This is a genomic window from Pedobacter ginsengisoli, from assembly GCF_002736205.1.
Lineage (GTDB): Bacteria > Bacteroidota > Bacteroidia > Sphingobacteriales > Sphingobacteriaceae > Pedobacter > Pedobacter ginsengisoli_A.
The window spans coordinates 5,127,283-5,142,195 of the sequence record NZ_CP024091.1; the positions used below are offsets into that span (position 1 = coordinate 5,127,283).

The 14,913-nt window shown below is 36.7% G+C and carries 13 protein-coding genes and 1 pseudogene; 8 read left to right on the forward strand and 6 right to left on the reverse strand.

The features are described from left to right. Positions 1 to 2: 2 nt before the first annotated feature. Positions 3 to 1,115 carry a glutamine-hydrolyzing carbamoyl-phosphate synthase small subunit gene (carA, locus tag CPT03_RS21660; RefSeq protein WP_099440772.1) on the reverse strand — a complete coding sequence of 371 codons (1,113 nt, stop codon included), beginning with the start codon at positions 1,113 to 1,115 and terminating at the stop codon, positions 3 to 5. 321 nt (positions 1,116 to 1,436) lie between these two features. Here carA and panB point away from each other — a divergent pair, with 321 nt between their 5' ends. Both panB and CPT03_RS21670 read left to right on the forward strand, forming a co-directional pair. Further along, entirely contained in the window at positions 1,437 to 2,252 is an 816-nt protein-coding gene (gene panB / locus CPT03_RS21665; RefSeq protein ID WP_099440773.1) for a 3-methyl-2-oxobutanoate hydroxymethyltransferase, read from the forward strand. Then, positions 2,252 to 2,938, forward strand: coding sequence for an RluA family pseudouridine synthase (locus CPT03_RS21670; RefSeq protein ID WP_099440774.1), 687 nt, complete (start codon positions 2,252 to 2,254; stop codon positions 2,936 to 2,938). The genes panB and CPT03_RS21670 overlap by 1 nt, the downstream gene beginning before the upstream one ends. Position 2,939: 1 nt before the next feature. On the opposite strand, the gene CPT03_RS21675 is transcribed toward CPT03_RS21670, so the two are convergent. Next, positions 2,940 to 3,434, reverse strand: coding sequence for a hypothetical protein (locus CPT03_RS21675; protein ID WP_172954207.1), 495 nt, complete (start codon positions 3,432 to 3,434; stop codon positions 2,940 to 2,942). A gap of 93 nt (positions 3,435 to 3,527) precedes the next feature. Here CPT03_RS21675 and CPT03_RS21680 point away from each other — a divergent pair, with 93 nt between their 5' ends. Then, positions 3,528 to 4,430, forward strand: a complete 903-nt coding sequence (locus CPT03_RS21680; protein ID WP_099440775.1) for a DNA-3-methyladenine glycosylase family protein — start codon at positions 3,528 to 3,530, stop codon at positions 4,428 to 4,430. Between the two features lie 7 nt (positions 4,431 to 4,437). Here the strand turns inward: CPT03_RS21680 and CPT03_RS21685 are convergent, their stop codons facing one another. After that, positions 4,438 to 5,286 carry a bifunctional helix-turn-helix domain-containing protein/methylated-DNA--[protein]-cysteine S-methyltransferase gene (locus tag CPT03_RS21685; RefSeq protein WP_099440776.1) on the reverse strand — a complete coding sequence of 283 codons (849 nt, stop codon included), beginning with the start codon at positions 5,284 to 5,286 and terminating at the stop codon, positions 4,438 to 4,440. A 301-nt stretch (positions 5,287 to 5,587) separates the two neighbouring features. On the opposite strand from CPT03_RS21685, the gene CPT03_RS21690 reads away from it, so the two are divergent. The 3 genes and pseudogenes from CPT03_RS21690 to CPT03_RS21700 all read left to right on the forward strand — a co-directional run bounded on the left by CPT03_RS21690 (position 5,588) and on the right by CPT03_RS21700 (position 7,406). Then, on the forward strand, positions 5,588 to 5,998 hold the full coding sequence (locus CPT03_RS21690) for an RrF2 family transcriptional regulator (RefSeq protein WP_099440777.1): 411 nt from the start codon (positions 5,588 to 5,590) through the stop codon (positions 5,996 to 5,998). A gap of 64 nt (positions 5,999 to 6,062) precedes the next feature. After that, positions 6,063 to 6,713 (forward strand): NAD(P)-dependent oxidoreductase, encoded by a 651-nt coding sequence (locus CPT03_RS21695; RefSeq protein WP_099440778.1) that lies wholly within the window; start codon positions 6,063 to 6,065, stop codon positions 6,711 to 6,713. A gap of 133 nt (positions 6,714 to 6,846) precedes the next feature. After that, positions 6,847 to 7,406 (forward strand): annotated as a pseudogene (locus CPT03_RS21700) (HPP family protein). Positions 7,407 to 7,413: 7 nt separating this feature from the next. Here CPT03_RS21700 and CPT03_RS21705 read toward each other — a convergent pair. Beyond that, the gene (locus tag CPT03_RS21705; protein WP_099440779.1) at positions 7,414 to 7,938 is read right to left on the reverse strand and encodes a hypothetical protein; all 525 of its coding nucleotides are present in this window, start codon (positions 7,936 to 7,938) and stop codon (positions 7,414 to 7,416) included. A 77-nt stretch (positions 7,939 to 8,015) separates the two neighbouring features. Continuing rightward, positions 8,016 to 10,088 (reverse strand): TonB-dependent receptor, encoded by a 2,073-nt coding sequence (locus CPT03_RS21710; protein ID WP_099440780.1) that lies wholly within the window; start codon positions 10,086 to 10,088, stop codon positions 8,016 to 8,018. Between the two features lie 152 nt (positions 10,089 to 10,240). Between CPT03_RS21710 and CPT03_RS21715 the strand changes: the two genes are divergently transcribed. Further along, on the forward strand, positions 10,241 to 12,460 hold the full coding sequence (locus CPT03_RS21715; RefSeq protein ID WP_099441220.1) for an NADP-dependent isocitrate dehydrogenase: 2,220 nt from the start codon (positions 10,241 to 10,243) through the stop codon (positions 12,458 to 12,460). Positions 12,461 to 12,634: 174 nt separating this feature from the next. Further along, positions 12,635 to 13,063 (forward strand): hypothetical protein, encoded by a 429-nt coding sequence (locus tag CPT03_RS21720; RefSeq protein ID WP_099440781.1) that lies wholly within the window; start codon positions 12,635 to 12,637, stop codon positions 13,061 to 13,063. Here the strand turns inward: CPT03_RS21720 and CPT03_RS21725 are convergent. Next, positions 13,060 to 14,880 (reverse strand): DNA polymerase III subunit gamma/tau, encoded by a 1,821-nt coding sequence (locus CPT03_RS21725; RefSeq protein WP_099440782.1) that lies wholly within the window; start codon positions 14,878 to 14,880, stop codon positions 13,060 to 13,062. The two genes, CPT03_RS21720 and CPT03_RS21725, sit on opposite strands and share 4 nt — an antisense overlap. Between the last annotated feature and the right edge of the window lie 33 nt (positions 14,881 to 14,913).

The window sequence follows — 14,913 nt, forward strand, 5'->3', positions numbered from 1 at the left end:
TATTACCAGCTCAGGTCGTTTTTGATCATACTTATAAAGTCGTCAAAAAGGTAGCGCGAATCATGCGGGCCTGGAGAAGACTCAGGGTGGTATTGCACAGAGAATGCTTTTTTGCCTTTAACGCGGATACCCTCGATTGACTGATCATTTAAATTAATGTGAGTGATCTCAACTTTGTCTGATTTCCTTACATCTTCGGGGATAACTCCAAAACCATGGTTTTGTGAAGTTACTTCGCAATGATTTTTAATGATGTTTTTTACCGGGTGATTTAAACCTCTGTGGCCATTAAACATTTTCATTGTACCGATGCCATTTGCCTCAGCAAGTAACTGATGGCCTAAGCAAATTCCAAAAAGTGGTTTATCAGCAGCTAATATTTTTGTAACAGTTTCAATAGCATATGGCATTGCTGCAGGATCGCCAGGCCCATTAGAAATGAAATAACCATCAGCACCCCATTTATCCATTTCCTCAAAGGTAGTTTTGGCAGGGAAAACCTGAACATAAATATCTCTGTCAGAAAAATTGCGTAAAATGTTCTTTTTGATACCCAAATCCAATGCTGCTATTTTATATGTAGCATCTGGTGATCCATAAAAATAAGGAGTTTTAGTTGAAACTTTTGAAGACAGTTCTAAGCCATCCATAGATGGAACTTCCGCTAATTTGCTTTTTAATTCTTCAAGGTCAGTGATTTCCGAAGAAATGATCGCGTTCATTGCGCCTTTGTGTCTGATGTGACGAACTAAGGCACGAGTGTCAATATCAGAGATACCTACAATATTTTCATTCTGAAAATAATCCTGTATTGATTCAGATGCTTCTTTGCGGCTAAAACCGATGTTATAGTTTTTGCAAACCAAGCCAGCAATTTTAATGCTTTCTGATTCGGTTTCATCTTTGTGGATACCATAATTACCAATGTGTGCATTGGTGGTTACCATAATCTGAGCGAAATAAGAAGGATCAGTGAAAATTTCCTGATATCCTGTCATCCCTGTATTAAAACAGATTTCGCCTGTTGTTGTACCGATTTTTCCAGCGGCTTTACCGTAGTAAACTGTGCCGTCAGCCAGTAACAAAATTGCAGGTAACTTAGTGTAATTAGTCATGGTAATTATTAAGAGAAATTATTGGGATTAAAAAAGGGAAAAATGATGGTTCTGGAACGGCTTTGATGCCGTTTTTGTAGTTAACAAATGTGCTGTTAAGTGACCCCTTCATTTCGGGATACAAAGATACGTTTTTGAGGATTTAAATCAAGATTTTTTTTTAGATAGTTTGTTGACCCTGCATGGTGTTCTAAATCTTGCTGTAATAATATGATCATATCTGCATAGATATAAAGGCATTAACAAAATGTCACAAAAACGATAAAACTGTCTTTATTTCGAATGTAAAAACTAATTTTGCCCTTACAAAACTTTAGAACTATGTCTGTAAACAAAGAGGTTAAACGCATAACTACACATATACTTCAGGAAATGAAGGCCAGTGGTGAGAAAATAGCCATGTTAACTGCTTACGATTATTCAATGGCCACAATTCTTGATGATGCTGGTTTAGATGTATTATTAGTTGGCGATTCGGCTTCTAATGTAATGGCAGGCCATGAAACTACTTTGCCTATAACACTTGATCAGATGATTTACCATGCTCAGGGTGTAGTTAGAGGAGCAAAAAGAGCTTTCGTAGTAGTTGATTTGCCATTTGGTAGTTATCAGGGCAATTCTAAAGAGGCACTGAATTCTGCTATCAGAATCATGAAAGAATCCGGTGCTCACGGAGTAAAGCTTGAAGGTGGTACAGAGGTTGCTGAATCAATCTCACGCATCATCACAGCAGGAATTCCTGTAATGGGACATCTTGGATTAACACCTCAGTCTATTTATAAATTTGGAACTTATACTGTTCGGGCGAAAGACGAAGACGAAGCTGAAAAATTAAAAACAGATGCAATTGCTCTTCAAAACGCTGGTTGTTTTGCTATTGTGCTTGAAAAGATACCTGCGAAATTAGCTAAAATAGTCTCTGATAGTTTACAAATTCCTACTATAGGAATTGGTGCAGGCCCGGATTGCGACGGACAGGTATTGGTTGTTAATGATATGATTGGTTTAACAAAAGGGTTTAAACCACGTTTTTTACGCCAATATGTAAATCTGTACGATGGTATATTAGGTGCAGCACAGTCCTATATAAAAGATGTTAAAGCAAAAGATTTTCCGAACGAAAAAGAACAGTATTAATGCCAGTAACTGATAAGGACGTACTTTATGAAGATAATCACCTGATAGCGATATTGAAACGTGCAGGTGATATTGTGCAGATTGATGAAACTGGAGATGAACCTCTTGATGAACAGGTTAAAAAATATCTTGCTATAAAATATAATAAGCCTAACAGTGCTTTTTTAGGTGTGGTACATCGTTTGGACAGACCAGTTAGTGGAGTAATACTTTTCGCTAAAACCAGTAAGGCATTAGAACGAATGAATGCAATATTCAAGAATCGGGAAGTAAAAAAAACTTATTGGGCTATAGTCAGAAACAAGCCTGCTAAAACTTCCGGTACCCTTGTTCATTGGTTAGTTAAAAATCCTCAAAAGAATGTTGTTACACCGCATAATGCAGAAGTTCCGGGAAGCCAACGCTCGGAATTAAGTTATAGGTTAATTGGAGAACTTGGAGGTTATTATCTGATAGAGGTTGATCCCCTTACAGGACGCTCTCATCAAATAAGAGTGCAGTTATCAACCATGGGATGTCCTATTGTTGGCGATAATAAATACGGCTATCCTAGGGGAAGCCGTAAAGGAAGTATCTGTTTGCACGCTCGAAAATTACACTTTATCCACCCTGTAAAAAAAGAACCCATAAATATATTTGCTAAGCTCCCTATTGATGGCTTTTGGGAACGTTTTGAAAACTTTTAACTTATTTGCAGTCAGTTAAAGAAAATACTATACCATCTCCAAATTTTAATTTAGTTCTATCCTTAAATTTGGTTCTGCCATTTTTTTCTTCAACCTCACCAAATCCCTCATATAGCTTGCCATCTCTTTTCAGGAATACAACTTCGCGTGTTGAACGCATCCCTTCCGAATCGAAAATGTATTCCGCAATTATCGTGTCGCCTTTAATTTCTCCAGAGATGGTCCCCTTGTTGCTATCTTTTTCAAACAGATTGTAGCTTAAATCACCAGTTAACTCTTCATTTTCTGTGTTCACTTTAAGTCTTGCAGTGTCTCTTTTTTTAGTATAGATATAGCATTGGGATATTTTTTCGTGAACAGGCACAGATGGTGTAAGTGTAGTGTCAATTGATGTTATTGAAGAGCTGTCTACAGCTTTATTGTCAGTATTGCTACTATTGCAGGCAACTGTAAGCAGAGTTGCAATACCTGTAAAAAATAGAATGGATTTTTTCATAATGCTATATTGATAGTATTTGCACTACAAGAGCCTTGCCAAAAGAGGCAAGAATCAGATTTTATTATATAAACAAATGAATACTTTTGAGATATGAATAAACAGATCATAGCTATTGAAGTCCCTGGGAATTTTGATTTTCAAGAATGTTTGTGGTTTTTGGATAGGAACTTTGATGATTGCATGCATAAGGTTGATGCAGATCGGGTTATAAAGGTTATTGAAATTGAAGGTAAGCAGTTATTGGTTAGTGTAGCTTTTTACGAAGGTCAATTGCAGATTGAAGTGCTTTTAGGTAATTTGGAACTACCCGGTGTAGAAAAGCTTAAAGAATTTATAACTGACTGGTTTGATCTTGAAAAGGATATGGAATCCTTTTATCGATTACTAAAAAATGATGAAAGGCTAGCTTATATGATCACTTCCTATAGTGGGCTGCGTTTAATAGGAATTCCTAATTTATTTGAAGCAATTTGTTGGGCAATAATAGGGCAACAAATCAATTTAACCTTTGCATATAAATTAAAAAGGCGCTTGGTGGAAAAGTATGGGATCTGTGTTCCATTTAATGGGGTTAATTATTATGTGTTTCCTGGTTTTGAGATATTGGCAACGCTTTGTGCTGATGATTTGAAAGAAATGCAATTTTCAAGAAGTAAAGCCGAATACCTTATTATTATTGCTAAAGCCTTTGCCAATGGAGAAATAAGTAAAGATAAATTGCTCGCTTTGCCAGACCTTAGCGCACGACAAAAAGCTTTGAATAATATCAAGGGTATTGGCGTTTGGACTGCAAACTATGCCCTTATGAAATCTTTGAAGGAACACTCATGTATTCCTTATGGGGATGCAGGACTTCTCAATTCTTTGCTAAACCATAACATCATTACAGATAAAAAACAGCATACAGAAATTCAGACATTTTTTAAAGATTATCCGAGATGGGAAAGCTATATGGTATTTTATCTGTGGAGAAGCCTCTCAAAAAAAGAATAATATGTACTTATTGCTGTGAATCTACTTTTGCAGCTTCCCATCCCAGCATAGCAGTTTTGCGGCAATTACCCCAATGATACTGTCCAAATTCTCCGGTTGATTTGATAACCCTGTGGCATGGAATCAAAAAAGCAACAGGGTTATTCCCGATGGCAGAGCCAACGGCTCTTTTGGCTTTAGGATTGTTAATTGCTGAAGCGATATCTGCATAAGTTGATAATCCTCCCATTGGAACCTTTAGTAAAGTTTCCCAGACTTTTAGTTGAAAAGGCGTGCCCTTTAAATGAAGTTTAATTTCATTCAATCTGCTCCAGTCTTGAGTAAAAATGTAAAGTGCATTTTGCTGTATTATATCTAATAGTTGATAGTATTTAGCGTTAGGAAATGTGCTTTTTAACCGTGTCAGCGCTTCAATTTGATCATCAGCAAAAGCCATGTAACAGATTCCTTTTGTTGTCGATGCCACAATCAGGGAACCAAATGGGCTTTCTGCATAGCTATAATTTATGGTAAGTTGCTCTCCGCCATTTTTGAATTCACCTGGGGTCATTCCTTCAATATTTATGAAGAGGTCGTGCAAGCGGCTGGTGCCGGATAGTCCTGTCTCATAAGCCGCATCAAATAAGGTAGCGGCTTTATCTTTAAGGATGCCTTTTGCATATTCAATAGAAAGGTATTGTAGAAATTTCTTAGGGCTAACACCTGCCCATTCTTTAAACATCCGTTGAAAATGAAAAGAGCTTACGTTAACATGCTCCGCAACTTGATCTAGTGAAGGTTGCTGTTTAAAATTAAGTTTTAAATATGCTATTGCTTCAGCAATTCTGTTATAATCAATTTGGCTTGATGTTTCCATAATCTTTAGTTTAATATAACAAAAATACATTGACAAAACCTGCAGTAAAACCCGAAACTTGCTAATCATTAAGTAATGGCTACTTCTGTAATTGGTATAGGACACGACCGGGTTAGTTATTGGATAATTCGGCTTTACTGCGCCGATTGTTCGGCAAAAGTACCTTTTTTGCGAGGTTATGCCGAACAATCGACGAACCATCGACGTTCTAACACATAGCAAGGTATTAACTTGTCCTATACTGTATTTGGAATTTACAATTATTACATTACCTTTGTACTGTAATAATTATAGTTACAGAATGAATAACTCCAGATTTGCTATTTCTTTACACATCCTTACTCTGCTTGAAAGAGCTAAGGGCGAATTGTTGTCGTCAGAATATATGGCAGGAAGCATAAATATAAATCCGGTTTTGGTAAGAAAGGAATTAAGTAATTTACGAAATCATGGATTTGTAGATAGTAAAGAGGGAAAAAATGGCGGAAGTTCTTTAGGTAAATCAGCAAAAGAAATTAATCTGGCAGATATTTATAATGCAGTAAAACAGAATAACTTGTTAGGTGTTTCGAAGAATACGCCCAACCCGCAATGTGCAGTGGGTAAACAGATGAATACACATTTGAATAATTTATATAATTCAACAGAGCAGGCATTAGTAAAAGAACTTTCCTCTCAAACGCTAGCTGATTTTAGCAGTCAATTTGATTGATTTTTTTTGCACTAAACTGTAATAAAAAATATTACATTAATAATAAAATTTAAATAAAAATAACATGAAAACAGCATTAATTGGAGCAAGTGGTTTTGTAGGAACTGCTATTTTAGAAGAATTACTTAATCGGGGCCATGAGGTTACAGCTATAGTGCGTAGCCCTGAAAAAATCAAAGTTGAAAACAACAATTTGGTTGTTAAAAAGATTGATGTTAGTGATACATCCGCTTTAACAGAAGTGCTAAAAGGAACAGATGCTGTAATCAGTGCTTACAATAGCGGGTGGACTAACCCTAATTTGTACCGCGATTTTATAGCTGGTTCTGAAGCTATTCAGAAAGCAGTTAAGGCATCGGGAGTTGATCGTTTAATTGTTGTTGGTGGGGCAGGAAGCCTTGAAATCGACGGTAAACAATTAGTTGACGGGCCAGACTTTCCTGCTGATTATAAAGCGGGTGCCACCGCCGCCAGAGATTATTTAAATACACTTAAGCAAGAAAATGATTTAAAGTGGACTTTCTTCAGCCCGGCTATTGAAATGCATCCTGGTATTACTAATGGCCGTACAGGTAAGTATCGTTTAGGTACAAATAATCCAGTATTTAACGAAGAGGGGAGAAGCATCTTGTCTGTTCAGGATTTAGCGGTGGTACTAGTTGATGAGCTTGAAAACAGTAACCATCTTGGGCAACGTTTTACAGCAGGTTACTAGCTAAAAAACTGAAAGGTGAGCCCATTTTGGGTTCACTTTTTTTGTTCCTGATTAATAATATGTGGTGATATTTAGATAATTGCTAGTAAATAGCTGGATATAACCTTACTTTTGCGCCATATTTTAAAGAGCAATGCCGAGAAAGAGAATAAGGAAGCACTATCGCAGGGCAAGGTATGTACTATATCGTGAAACATTAATTGATTCAAAAGAACACATTCTAACTTTTATTGGATCATTTGTAGGTATAGGCTTAATAGGATTGTTAAATAGTAAGTATTTAGTAGCCAATGATAATTTATATCTGATAGGATCTTTTGGCGCTTCATCTGTTCTTATTTATGGTATTATTAATAGCCCATTGGCCCAGCCAAGAAATTTAATAGGGGCCATTTGGTCTCAGCAATAATTGGAGTAACAGTTGCTAAATTTTTTTCAGGTGAGGCATGGTTGGCCTGTGCTTTGGCAGTTTCGCTTTCTATAGTAGCAATGCAAATTACAAAAACATTGCATCCTCCGGGTGGGGCAACTGCATTAATAGCTGTAATTGGTAGTGAAAAAATTAAAGCACTGGGTTACATGTATGTGCTGTCTCCAGTGTTGTCGGGCATAATGATTCTTTTTCTGGTAGCCCTAATATTTAATAATTTAAGACATAGAAGATATCCTACCCACCGCATATTTAAAAAATAAGCACGAGTTAATTGAAAACTGACCGTTGCTCTAATTTTTTTAGCGTTTCCGATGCTTCGTCCGGTTTATTAGTTCCAATTAGTAGTCTTGATCCATTTTTCAAAACAAGTTGTATTCCCTTGTTCCCTGAAACATTAAATGCCATTCCCTTTTTTAAAAAGCCAAACCTAAAACCCCATCCTCCATATTCAATTATTGGATCATATTGTCTAACTGAAAATCTTTGAATATTATCCCAAGAATATTTTTTTAATGTAAGATGAAATGGGAAAAAACGGACATAAATCCCATCTTTCTTTATATAGGTTTCTAGCTTTAAGGTTAGAATTGCAAGGGTAACCAATAGCATTAGGCCAGAGGCCATAAGCAATTGCATATTACTCATGGAGTTATCTTCAAATGATTTTCTTAAAAAAATTTGATAGAATACACCGTAAAAGAATATTAAGTTAGCTCCAATAAGGATTGCCCAGATCCATTTTTGGCCAAATCGTTGTTTTTCCGAAAATAGGGTTTCGTTGTTAGAGTTCATGGTTTTGTCTTGTCTAACAACAAATTACAAACATTTAAATTAAAATGAAAGGTGAGAAAAAAATAGTTATCAACTAGTTATAAACATATTAACAACCCGCCATAAAAGTTCCTTGTTGCAGAGGCGTTAAAATATCGGCCACCAAGTGCATTTAAGTCATTCCCTAAACTGTATTTTTGATTTAATAAATTATCTGCTCCTATATAAAGTTCAAAAGGAACATTAGCCAGTTTAAGACCCTTTTTCCCGATCCTGGCCTGTATCAGATGATATTTTTTTGCGTAAACTGTATTTGCATCGTTAAGAGGAATGCTTGATGTGTAGTTGTGCTGTAAAAACACAGAAAATCCTTGTGCTAATTGTAAATCTGTACTGCTTACAATTGTCATTTTTGGAACACCTGTAAGATCATTGCCTGAAAAATTATTAGCCTTATCAAAATACTGATCAAATTTAAAATGGCTGTAGGTATATGAACTTCTTAATTGCAATGCTTTAATAAAATTTATATTATTTAGCGGGATAATCCAGAATGCAAGAGAACTTTCAATGCCCCATTGTTTTGTGCCTCCAGCATTTGTAAAATATTCTGCCTCTTTTTCGTTAACTGAAATAGAGCGCCTAACAATTGCATTTTTAAGGTTGTAGTAAAAGCCGGTTACATCAAGAAATAACCTTTTGTTTAAACCCACATAGCTTATGCCCGATTCATAATTCCAGCCATATTCTGGCTGCAAATCAACATTTATTACATTGTTAGATGCCCTTACTTCAGCAAGGCTTGGAGGAGAATACCCTTTGCTTACAGAAGTTTTTATGGATAGCTGATCATCAAGTAGATAAGATAAAGCAATTCTGGGCATAAACTGAACATCAAATTTGTTGGTTTTTTTTGGAATGGCAACCGGAGCAATACTCTTATAGTTGTACCCATAGAGGTTTGCGCTTGCAGATAATTCAACAAGTAGTTTTTGAAGAACATCGATACTTAGATGAGCAAAAGCAAAATTAGAATTTGCATTTAGCTTATCAGAAGCCTGCACAGCACCTGTTTTACCAAAATTATTGTCATAATTGTCAAAATCGGTGCCTGTTTTCATGCTCTCTAAACCCAGGTTAAACTTCCAATCCACGTCAGATGTACTTCTGGTATATTCAAGGTAAGATCGAAGTCCAAGTGTAAACTCTTTCCGTTTTTCATAATTGGTTATAAAAGGATTCTTAAAATCAGTATAAGATGAGAATATGGAAATTACATGCTTAAGATTTCCATTGATTATCCAATTATTAGAAAGACCACCATAAAGGGTTTTGCTATAAATACCAGCATTTTGATCTATAGCGCTTTTAGTTTGTCCGGCTGCGGGACGAGATAATTTCGGATTTTGGAAATATTGGGCTGCGGTTAATCCACCAGGTGTGTTATAATGTAAGTCTGAATAGAATATCAACGCTTTTATATTTGCATTTTTTGCGTAATCCCATTTTTGCAAAGCTTGAAAATATTTGCGATTCATACTACTGTGATCACGGTAGCCATCACTTTGCTGATAGGCTTGGGTAACGTTTAATTTGTATTTCCCAGATTGATGCTGTAATAATACATTTTGATGAAAACCTCCAAATGAAGCTCCTTCCAATTTTAATGCTACAGAAGTGCTATCAGTTGGAACATTGCTGCCTTGTGGCTGTATTAGTACAACACCGCCTGAATTGGCCCCATAAATGCTACTCTGTGGACCCTTTAAAATTTGTAATTGTGATGCCCCTGCAACATCCAATGCATTTAAATAACTATTGCCTCCGGCATCGGTTAACGGGAAATCATCCAGGTAAATTTTGATATTTCTTATGCCAAAAGGCGACCTCAGTAAGCTACCTCTTATAGACAACCGATAGCTTCCTGGAGAACGCTCTTCCATTCTAACCCCGGGAATTGTATTGGCTGATGAGACAAAAGAATTTCCAGATTGCTTAGCAAGTGTAGCACTATCAACAAGGCCAATTGTACCTGTCGATCTGATTAAAGTTTGAGTAGTAAAATAAGGCCTTATAGTAACCTCGTTTAATCGTCTGGTTGAATCCTGTTGGGCGTGGGCAAAGTTTACAACTCCTGTAAATGCAAATAATCCGGCTAAAAGTGTTTTCATTCTTTAACAAAGCTAAAATTTACCAGTTAATAATAGTTAAACACCATGAAATTCATCCGTTTATTATATCTTTAGGCGATTTTAGTAGAAAGCACGTTTATCATAAACAATACTGCTTTATTTTTTATTCATATAATCGTATTTATAAAAATATGTCAAATACATCAAAAATTATCTATACCAAAACAGATGAAGCGCCAATGTTGGCAACCTATTCATTATTACCAATTGTACAAGCTTTTACAGCCTCAGCTGGTATTGATGTAGAAACCAGAGATATTTCTTTAGCCGGAAGAATTTTGGCAAACTTTCCTGAGTTTTTAAAGGAAGACCAAAAAATTGCAGATGCTTTGACAGAACTGGGGCAGTTGGCTACCACACCTGAGGCCAATATTATCAAATTGCCTAATATTTCGGCTTCTATCCCACAGTTGGTTGGTGCAATTACCGAATTGCAGTCGCAGGGATTTGCTGTTCCCAATTATCCTGATAATGCCCAAACGGAAGAAGAAAAGGCCATCAAAGCCAAATATGCAAAAGTTTTAGGTTCGGCAGTTAATCCGGTTTTACGCGAAGGTAATTCAGATCGCCGGGCACCAAAAGCAGTTAAGAATTATGCAAAAGCTAATCCACACTCAATGGGAACATGGTCTGCAGATTCTAAAACTCAGGTAGCGAGCATGACTGAGGGTGATTTTTATGGATCTGAGAAATCAGTTACTGTAAAAGAAGCTACTCAATTTAAAATAGAATTTGTAGGTACAGATGGTGTAGTTACTGAATTAAAAGGATTATCTCCGCTAAAAGCCGGAGAGGTTATTGATAGTTCTGCAATGAACCTTTCGGCCTTAAAATCATTTGTAGCTAAAGCAATCCAGGAAGCGAAGGCAGCTGGAGTTTTACTTTCAGCACATTTGAAAGCAACAATGATGAAGGTTTCTGATCCTATCATTTTTGGTGCTATAGTTGAAGTTTACTTTGCAGATGTTTTTGCTAAGTATGCAGATTTATTTAAAGAGTTAAATATAGATACTCGTAACGGCTTAGGAGATGTTTACGCTAAAATTGCTGGGAATCCTAAACAGGCAGAGGTTGAAGCTGCAATTGCTCAGGCAATTGAAAATGGTCCCGCATTGGCTATGGTAAATTCTGATAAGGGAATTACTAATCTTCATGTCCCTTCGGATGTGATTGTTGATGCCTCTATGCCTGCAATGATCCGTACCTCAGGTCAGATGTGGAATAAGGACAACAAACAGCAAGATACTATTGCTATAATTCCAGATCGTTGCTACGCGGGTGTTTATACAGCTACAATTGATGACTGTAAAGCTCATGGTGCTTTTGATGTTGCTACAATGGGTTCAGTACCAAATGTAGGCCTGATGGCGCAAAAAGCAGAGGAGTATGGTTCTCATGATAAAACTTTCCAGGCAACAGCTAACGGAACAATCCGAGTAACGGATGCTAGTGGCCAGCTTTTCTTTGATCAAAAAGTTGAAAAAGGTGATATCTTCCGTATGTGTCAAACTAAAGATGCGCCAATTCAGGATTGGGTAAAACTTGCGGTTAACCGCTCTCGTCTGTCAGCTACACCAGCTGTGTTCTGGTTAGATGAGAACAGAGCCCATGATAGAGAGATTATTGCAAAAGTAAATAAGTACTTATTGGATCACGATACTACAGGCCTGGATATTCGCATTTTATCTCCTGTTGAAGCAACTAAATTTACATTAGATAGAATCCGTAAAGGAGAAGATACAATTTCAGTAACTGGTAACGTTTTACGTGATTATCTGACCGATTTATTCCCAATTCTGGAATTAGGAACATCAGCTAAAATGTTATCTATTGTGCCATTGATGAATGGGGGTGGTTTATTCGAAACGGGAGCAGGAGGTTCAGCACCAAAGCATATCGAACAGTTTATTGAAGAGGGGTACTTACGTTGGGATTCATTAGGAGAATTCCTTGCTTTAGCGGTTTCCTTAGAGCATTTGGGGCAAACTCAAAATAATCCAAAAGCTTTGGTATTAGCTGAGACATTAGATGCAGCAACTGAGAAGTTCCTTGCTAACGATAAATCTCCGGCCCGTAAAGTAGGTCAGATAGACAATAGAGGTTCACACTTTTATTTGGCTTTATATTGGGCAGAGGGCTTAGCAGCACAAACGAAAGATGCTGAGTTAAAAGCAAGATTTACTCCGTTGGCTAAAGCTTTGGCTGAAAACGAAGCAAAGATTTCCGGAGAATTAATTGGAGCGCAAGGTAAGCCACAAACTATTGGAGGTTATTATCATCCTAATGATGATTTGGCGTCTAAAGCAATGCGTCCAAGCGAAACATTTAATACTGCTTTGGCAAATTTATAAGCTAAAAATAACCAAAAAAAGAGGCCAATTTGCACATGCAAATTGGCCTCTTTTTTTCATTCAAAAACTGAAAACAATTAAATGTTTTTTTAGGTTTTATTAACACATAATACCCGCAAAGGCCATATTGTATATAAAAACAATTTTATCTAAGTTTATATAAAAATTACCATTATGAGCGCAGACCAAAACAATGTTCCAGGGCCAAGAAAAGCACTCGACAAACTTCATCCTACAGAATTAGGAGAGACTAAGGACTTTAATAATTTATCATACGACAAGAGCCGAAACAGTTTTGAATTTGATGTAAGAGGATCTGATAGCGAGTATGATCATCCATTGCCTTACGATACCTCTGCTCCAAATGGTGAGGATAGTATTTCTACCTATGATGAAGCAAATCCATACAATGGTTCAGCTTACGATGAAGACAAGCAAATTGGAGAAAACCTTGAAAGTGCTGCGATGCACATTGATACAATAGAAAGTCTGGAACTTGAGCCAGAAGATCAGCTATTGGCGCGCACACCGGAGGATGAAAGGGATGATTTAGATGAAGAAGGTTATCCTATTAACGACAATCCGTCCGGGAAACCTATTTAAGAATTAACATCAAGATTAAAGCGTTTGCGCATCTCTTCCAGTTTAGGATTCTTTTCAATCATATACTGGTATTTTTCGGTATTGGTGTAAAGCCTGTTCACTACAGTTCTAGCCACCTGTTTAGCTTTAATTGTAATGCTGAAGTTTTTTAGGTTTGGCCTTAAAAAATTAAGAAAATCAATCATTTCTTCCTGTAATAAGCCTTCCTGCAGTTTGTGTTCAACGTGAACTATAATTTCTTCCGAAGAATCAAGTATTGGATCTGAACTGCTAAGTAAAGTATATATGTTTATCTTACCATCATCTTTTGCCTTATTTGCATATTGCGTCCACAGAGCTAATAACTGCTCATAAGTAAAAGCCTCCCTTAAGTTACCGCTTATATATTTTGGTTCATCACCATCTTCCTCATCTGATACGCGGCCAATGTCGTTTAACGATGGTATTAATGTGGCCACCTTTTTTATCTCAGCTAGCGGTTTCAGTGCAATCTTTGTTGCAGGTGCTGTATTGATTGTTTTTGTAACAGGAATTGAAGGAAGAGGAGACGGATCTTGTTTTGGCAATGGTGCAACTTCTGAAAGTTTAACTGGTTCCGGTGCTTTATTTTCAATCTCTGCTACTACATTTTTTGCAGGTTCGCTGGAACTTACATTAGTTTTTTTTTTAATCTGATCTGTGTCAGTTGCGGAGTGATTGTTAGGCTGCTGGGCTAGTTGAAGTACCGAAGGGATGTGGCACATCTTTATTAAAGCCAGCTCTACCTGCAGCCGTTGATTTTTGCTATTCTTATAATTAAGATCACACTGGTTGGCAAGGTTTAATGCAGTAAGTATAAATGAAACAGGCGTTTGCTGACTTTGAGAAATATACTTCTGTTTAATATTTTCACTTACCTCTAAAAGTTTGGTAGTTTGAGGATCTTTAGCAACCAGTAGATTACGAAGATGGCCGGCTAATCCGTTTATAAAATTATTGCCATCAAAACCATTATTTAAAATTTCATCAAATAAAATTAACGCATTGCTAACATCTGCGCTTGTTAAGCTCTGAGTAAGTTTAAAATAATAATCGTAATCAAGAATATTCAGGTTGTCTATTACAGATTTGTAGGTTAGATTTTTATTGGTATAACTTACAATCTGATCGAACATAGAGAGCGCGTCTCTTAAACCACCATCAGCCTTTTGTGCTATAATATGTAATCCATCAGCCTCGACAGAAATATTCTCACGCTGTGCAATCTTATTAAGATGCCCAGATATATCGTCAACTTGTATCCTATTAAAATCAAAAATCTGACATCTTGATAAAATAGTAGGCAGTATTTTATGCTTCTCAGTGGTAGCTAATATAAAAATGGCATAAGATGGTGGTTCTTCAAGCGTTTTCAGAAATGCGTTAAAGGCATTAGCAGATAGCATGTGAACCTCATCTATAATATAGATTTTATATTTACCGGCCTGTGGCGGGATACGGACCTGTTCAATTAAACTACGTATATCATCAACCGAGTTATTTGATGCAGCATCGAGTTCATGAAAATTAAATGAGTGACCGGTTTGGAACGAAACACATGAATCACATGCTCCACAAGCTTCCTGATCATCAGTTAAATTAGTACAATTTATAGTTTTAGCCAAAATACGGGCGCAAGTAGTCTTTCCTACACCCCGAGGCCCGCAGAATAAAAATGCCTGGGCCAGCTGATTGTTTTTAATGGCATTTTTTAGCGTACCAGTAATGTGATGTTGTCCAACAACGGTTTCAAACGTTGCCGGGCGATACTTACGGGCTGATACTATAAAATTTTCCATTCGCCAACGAAATTAGAAATTTTTTACGGAGCT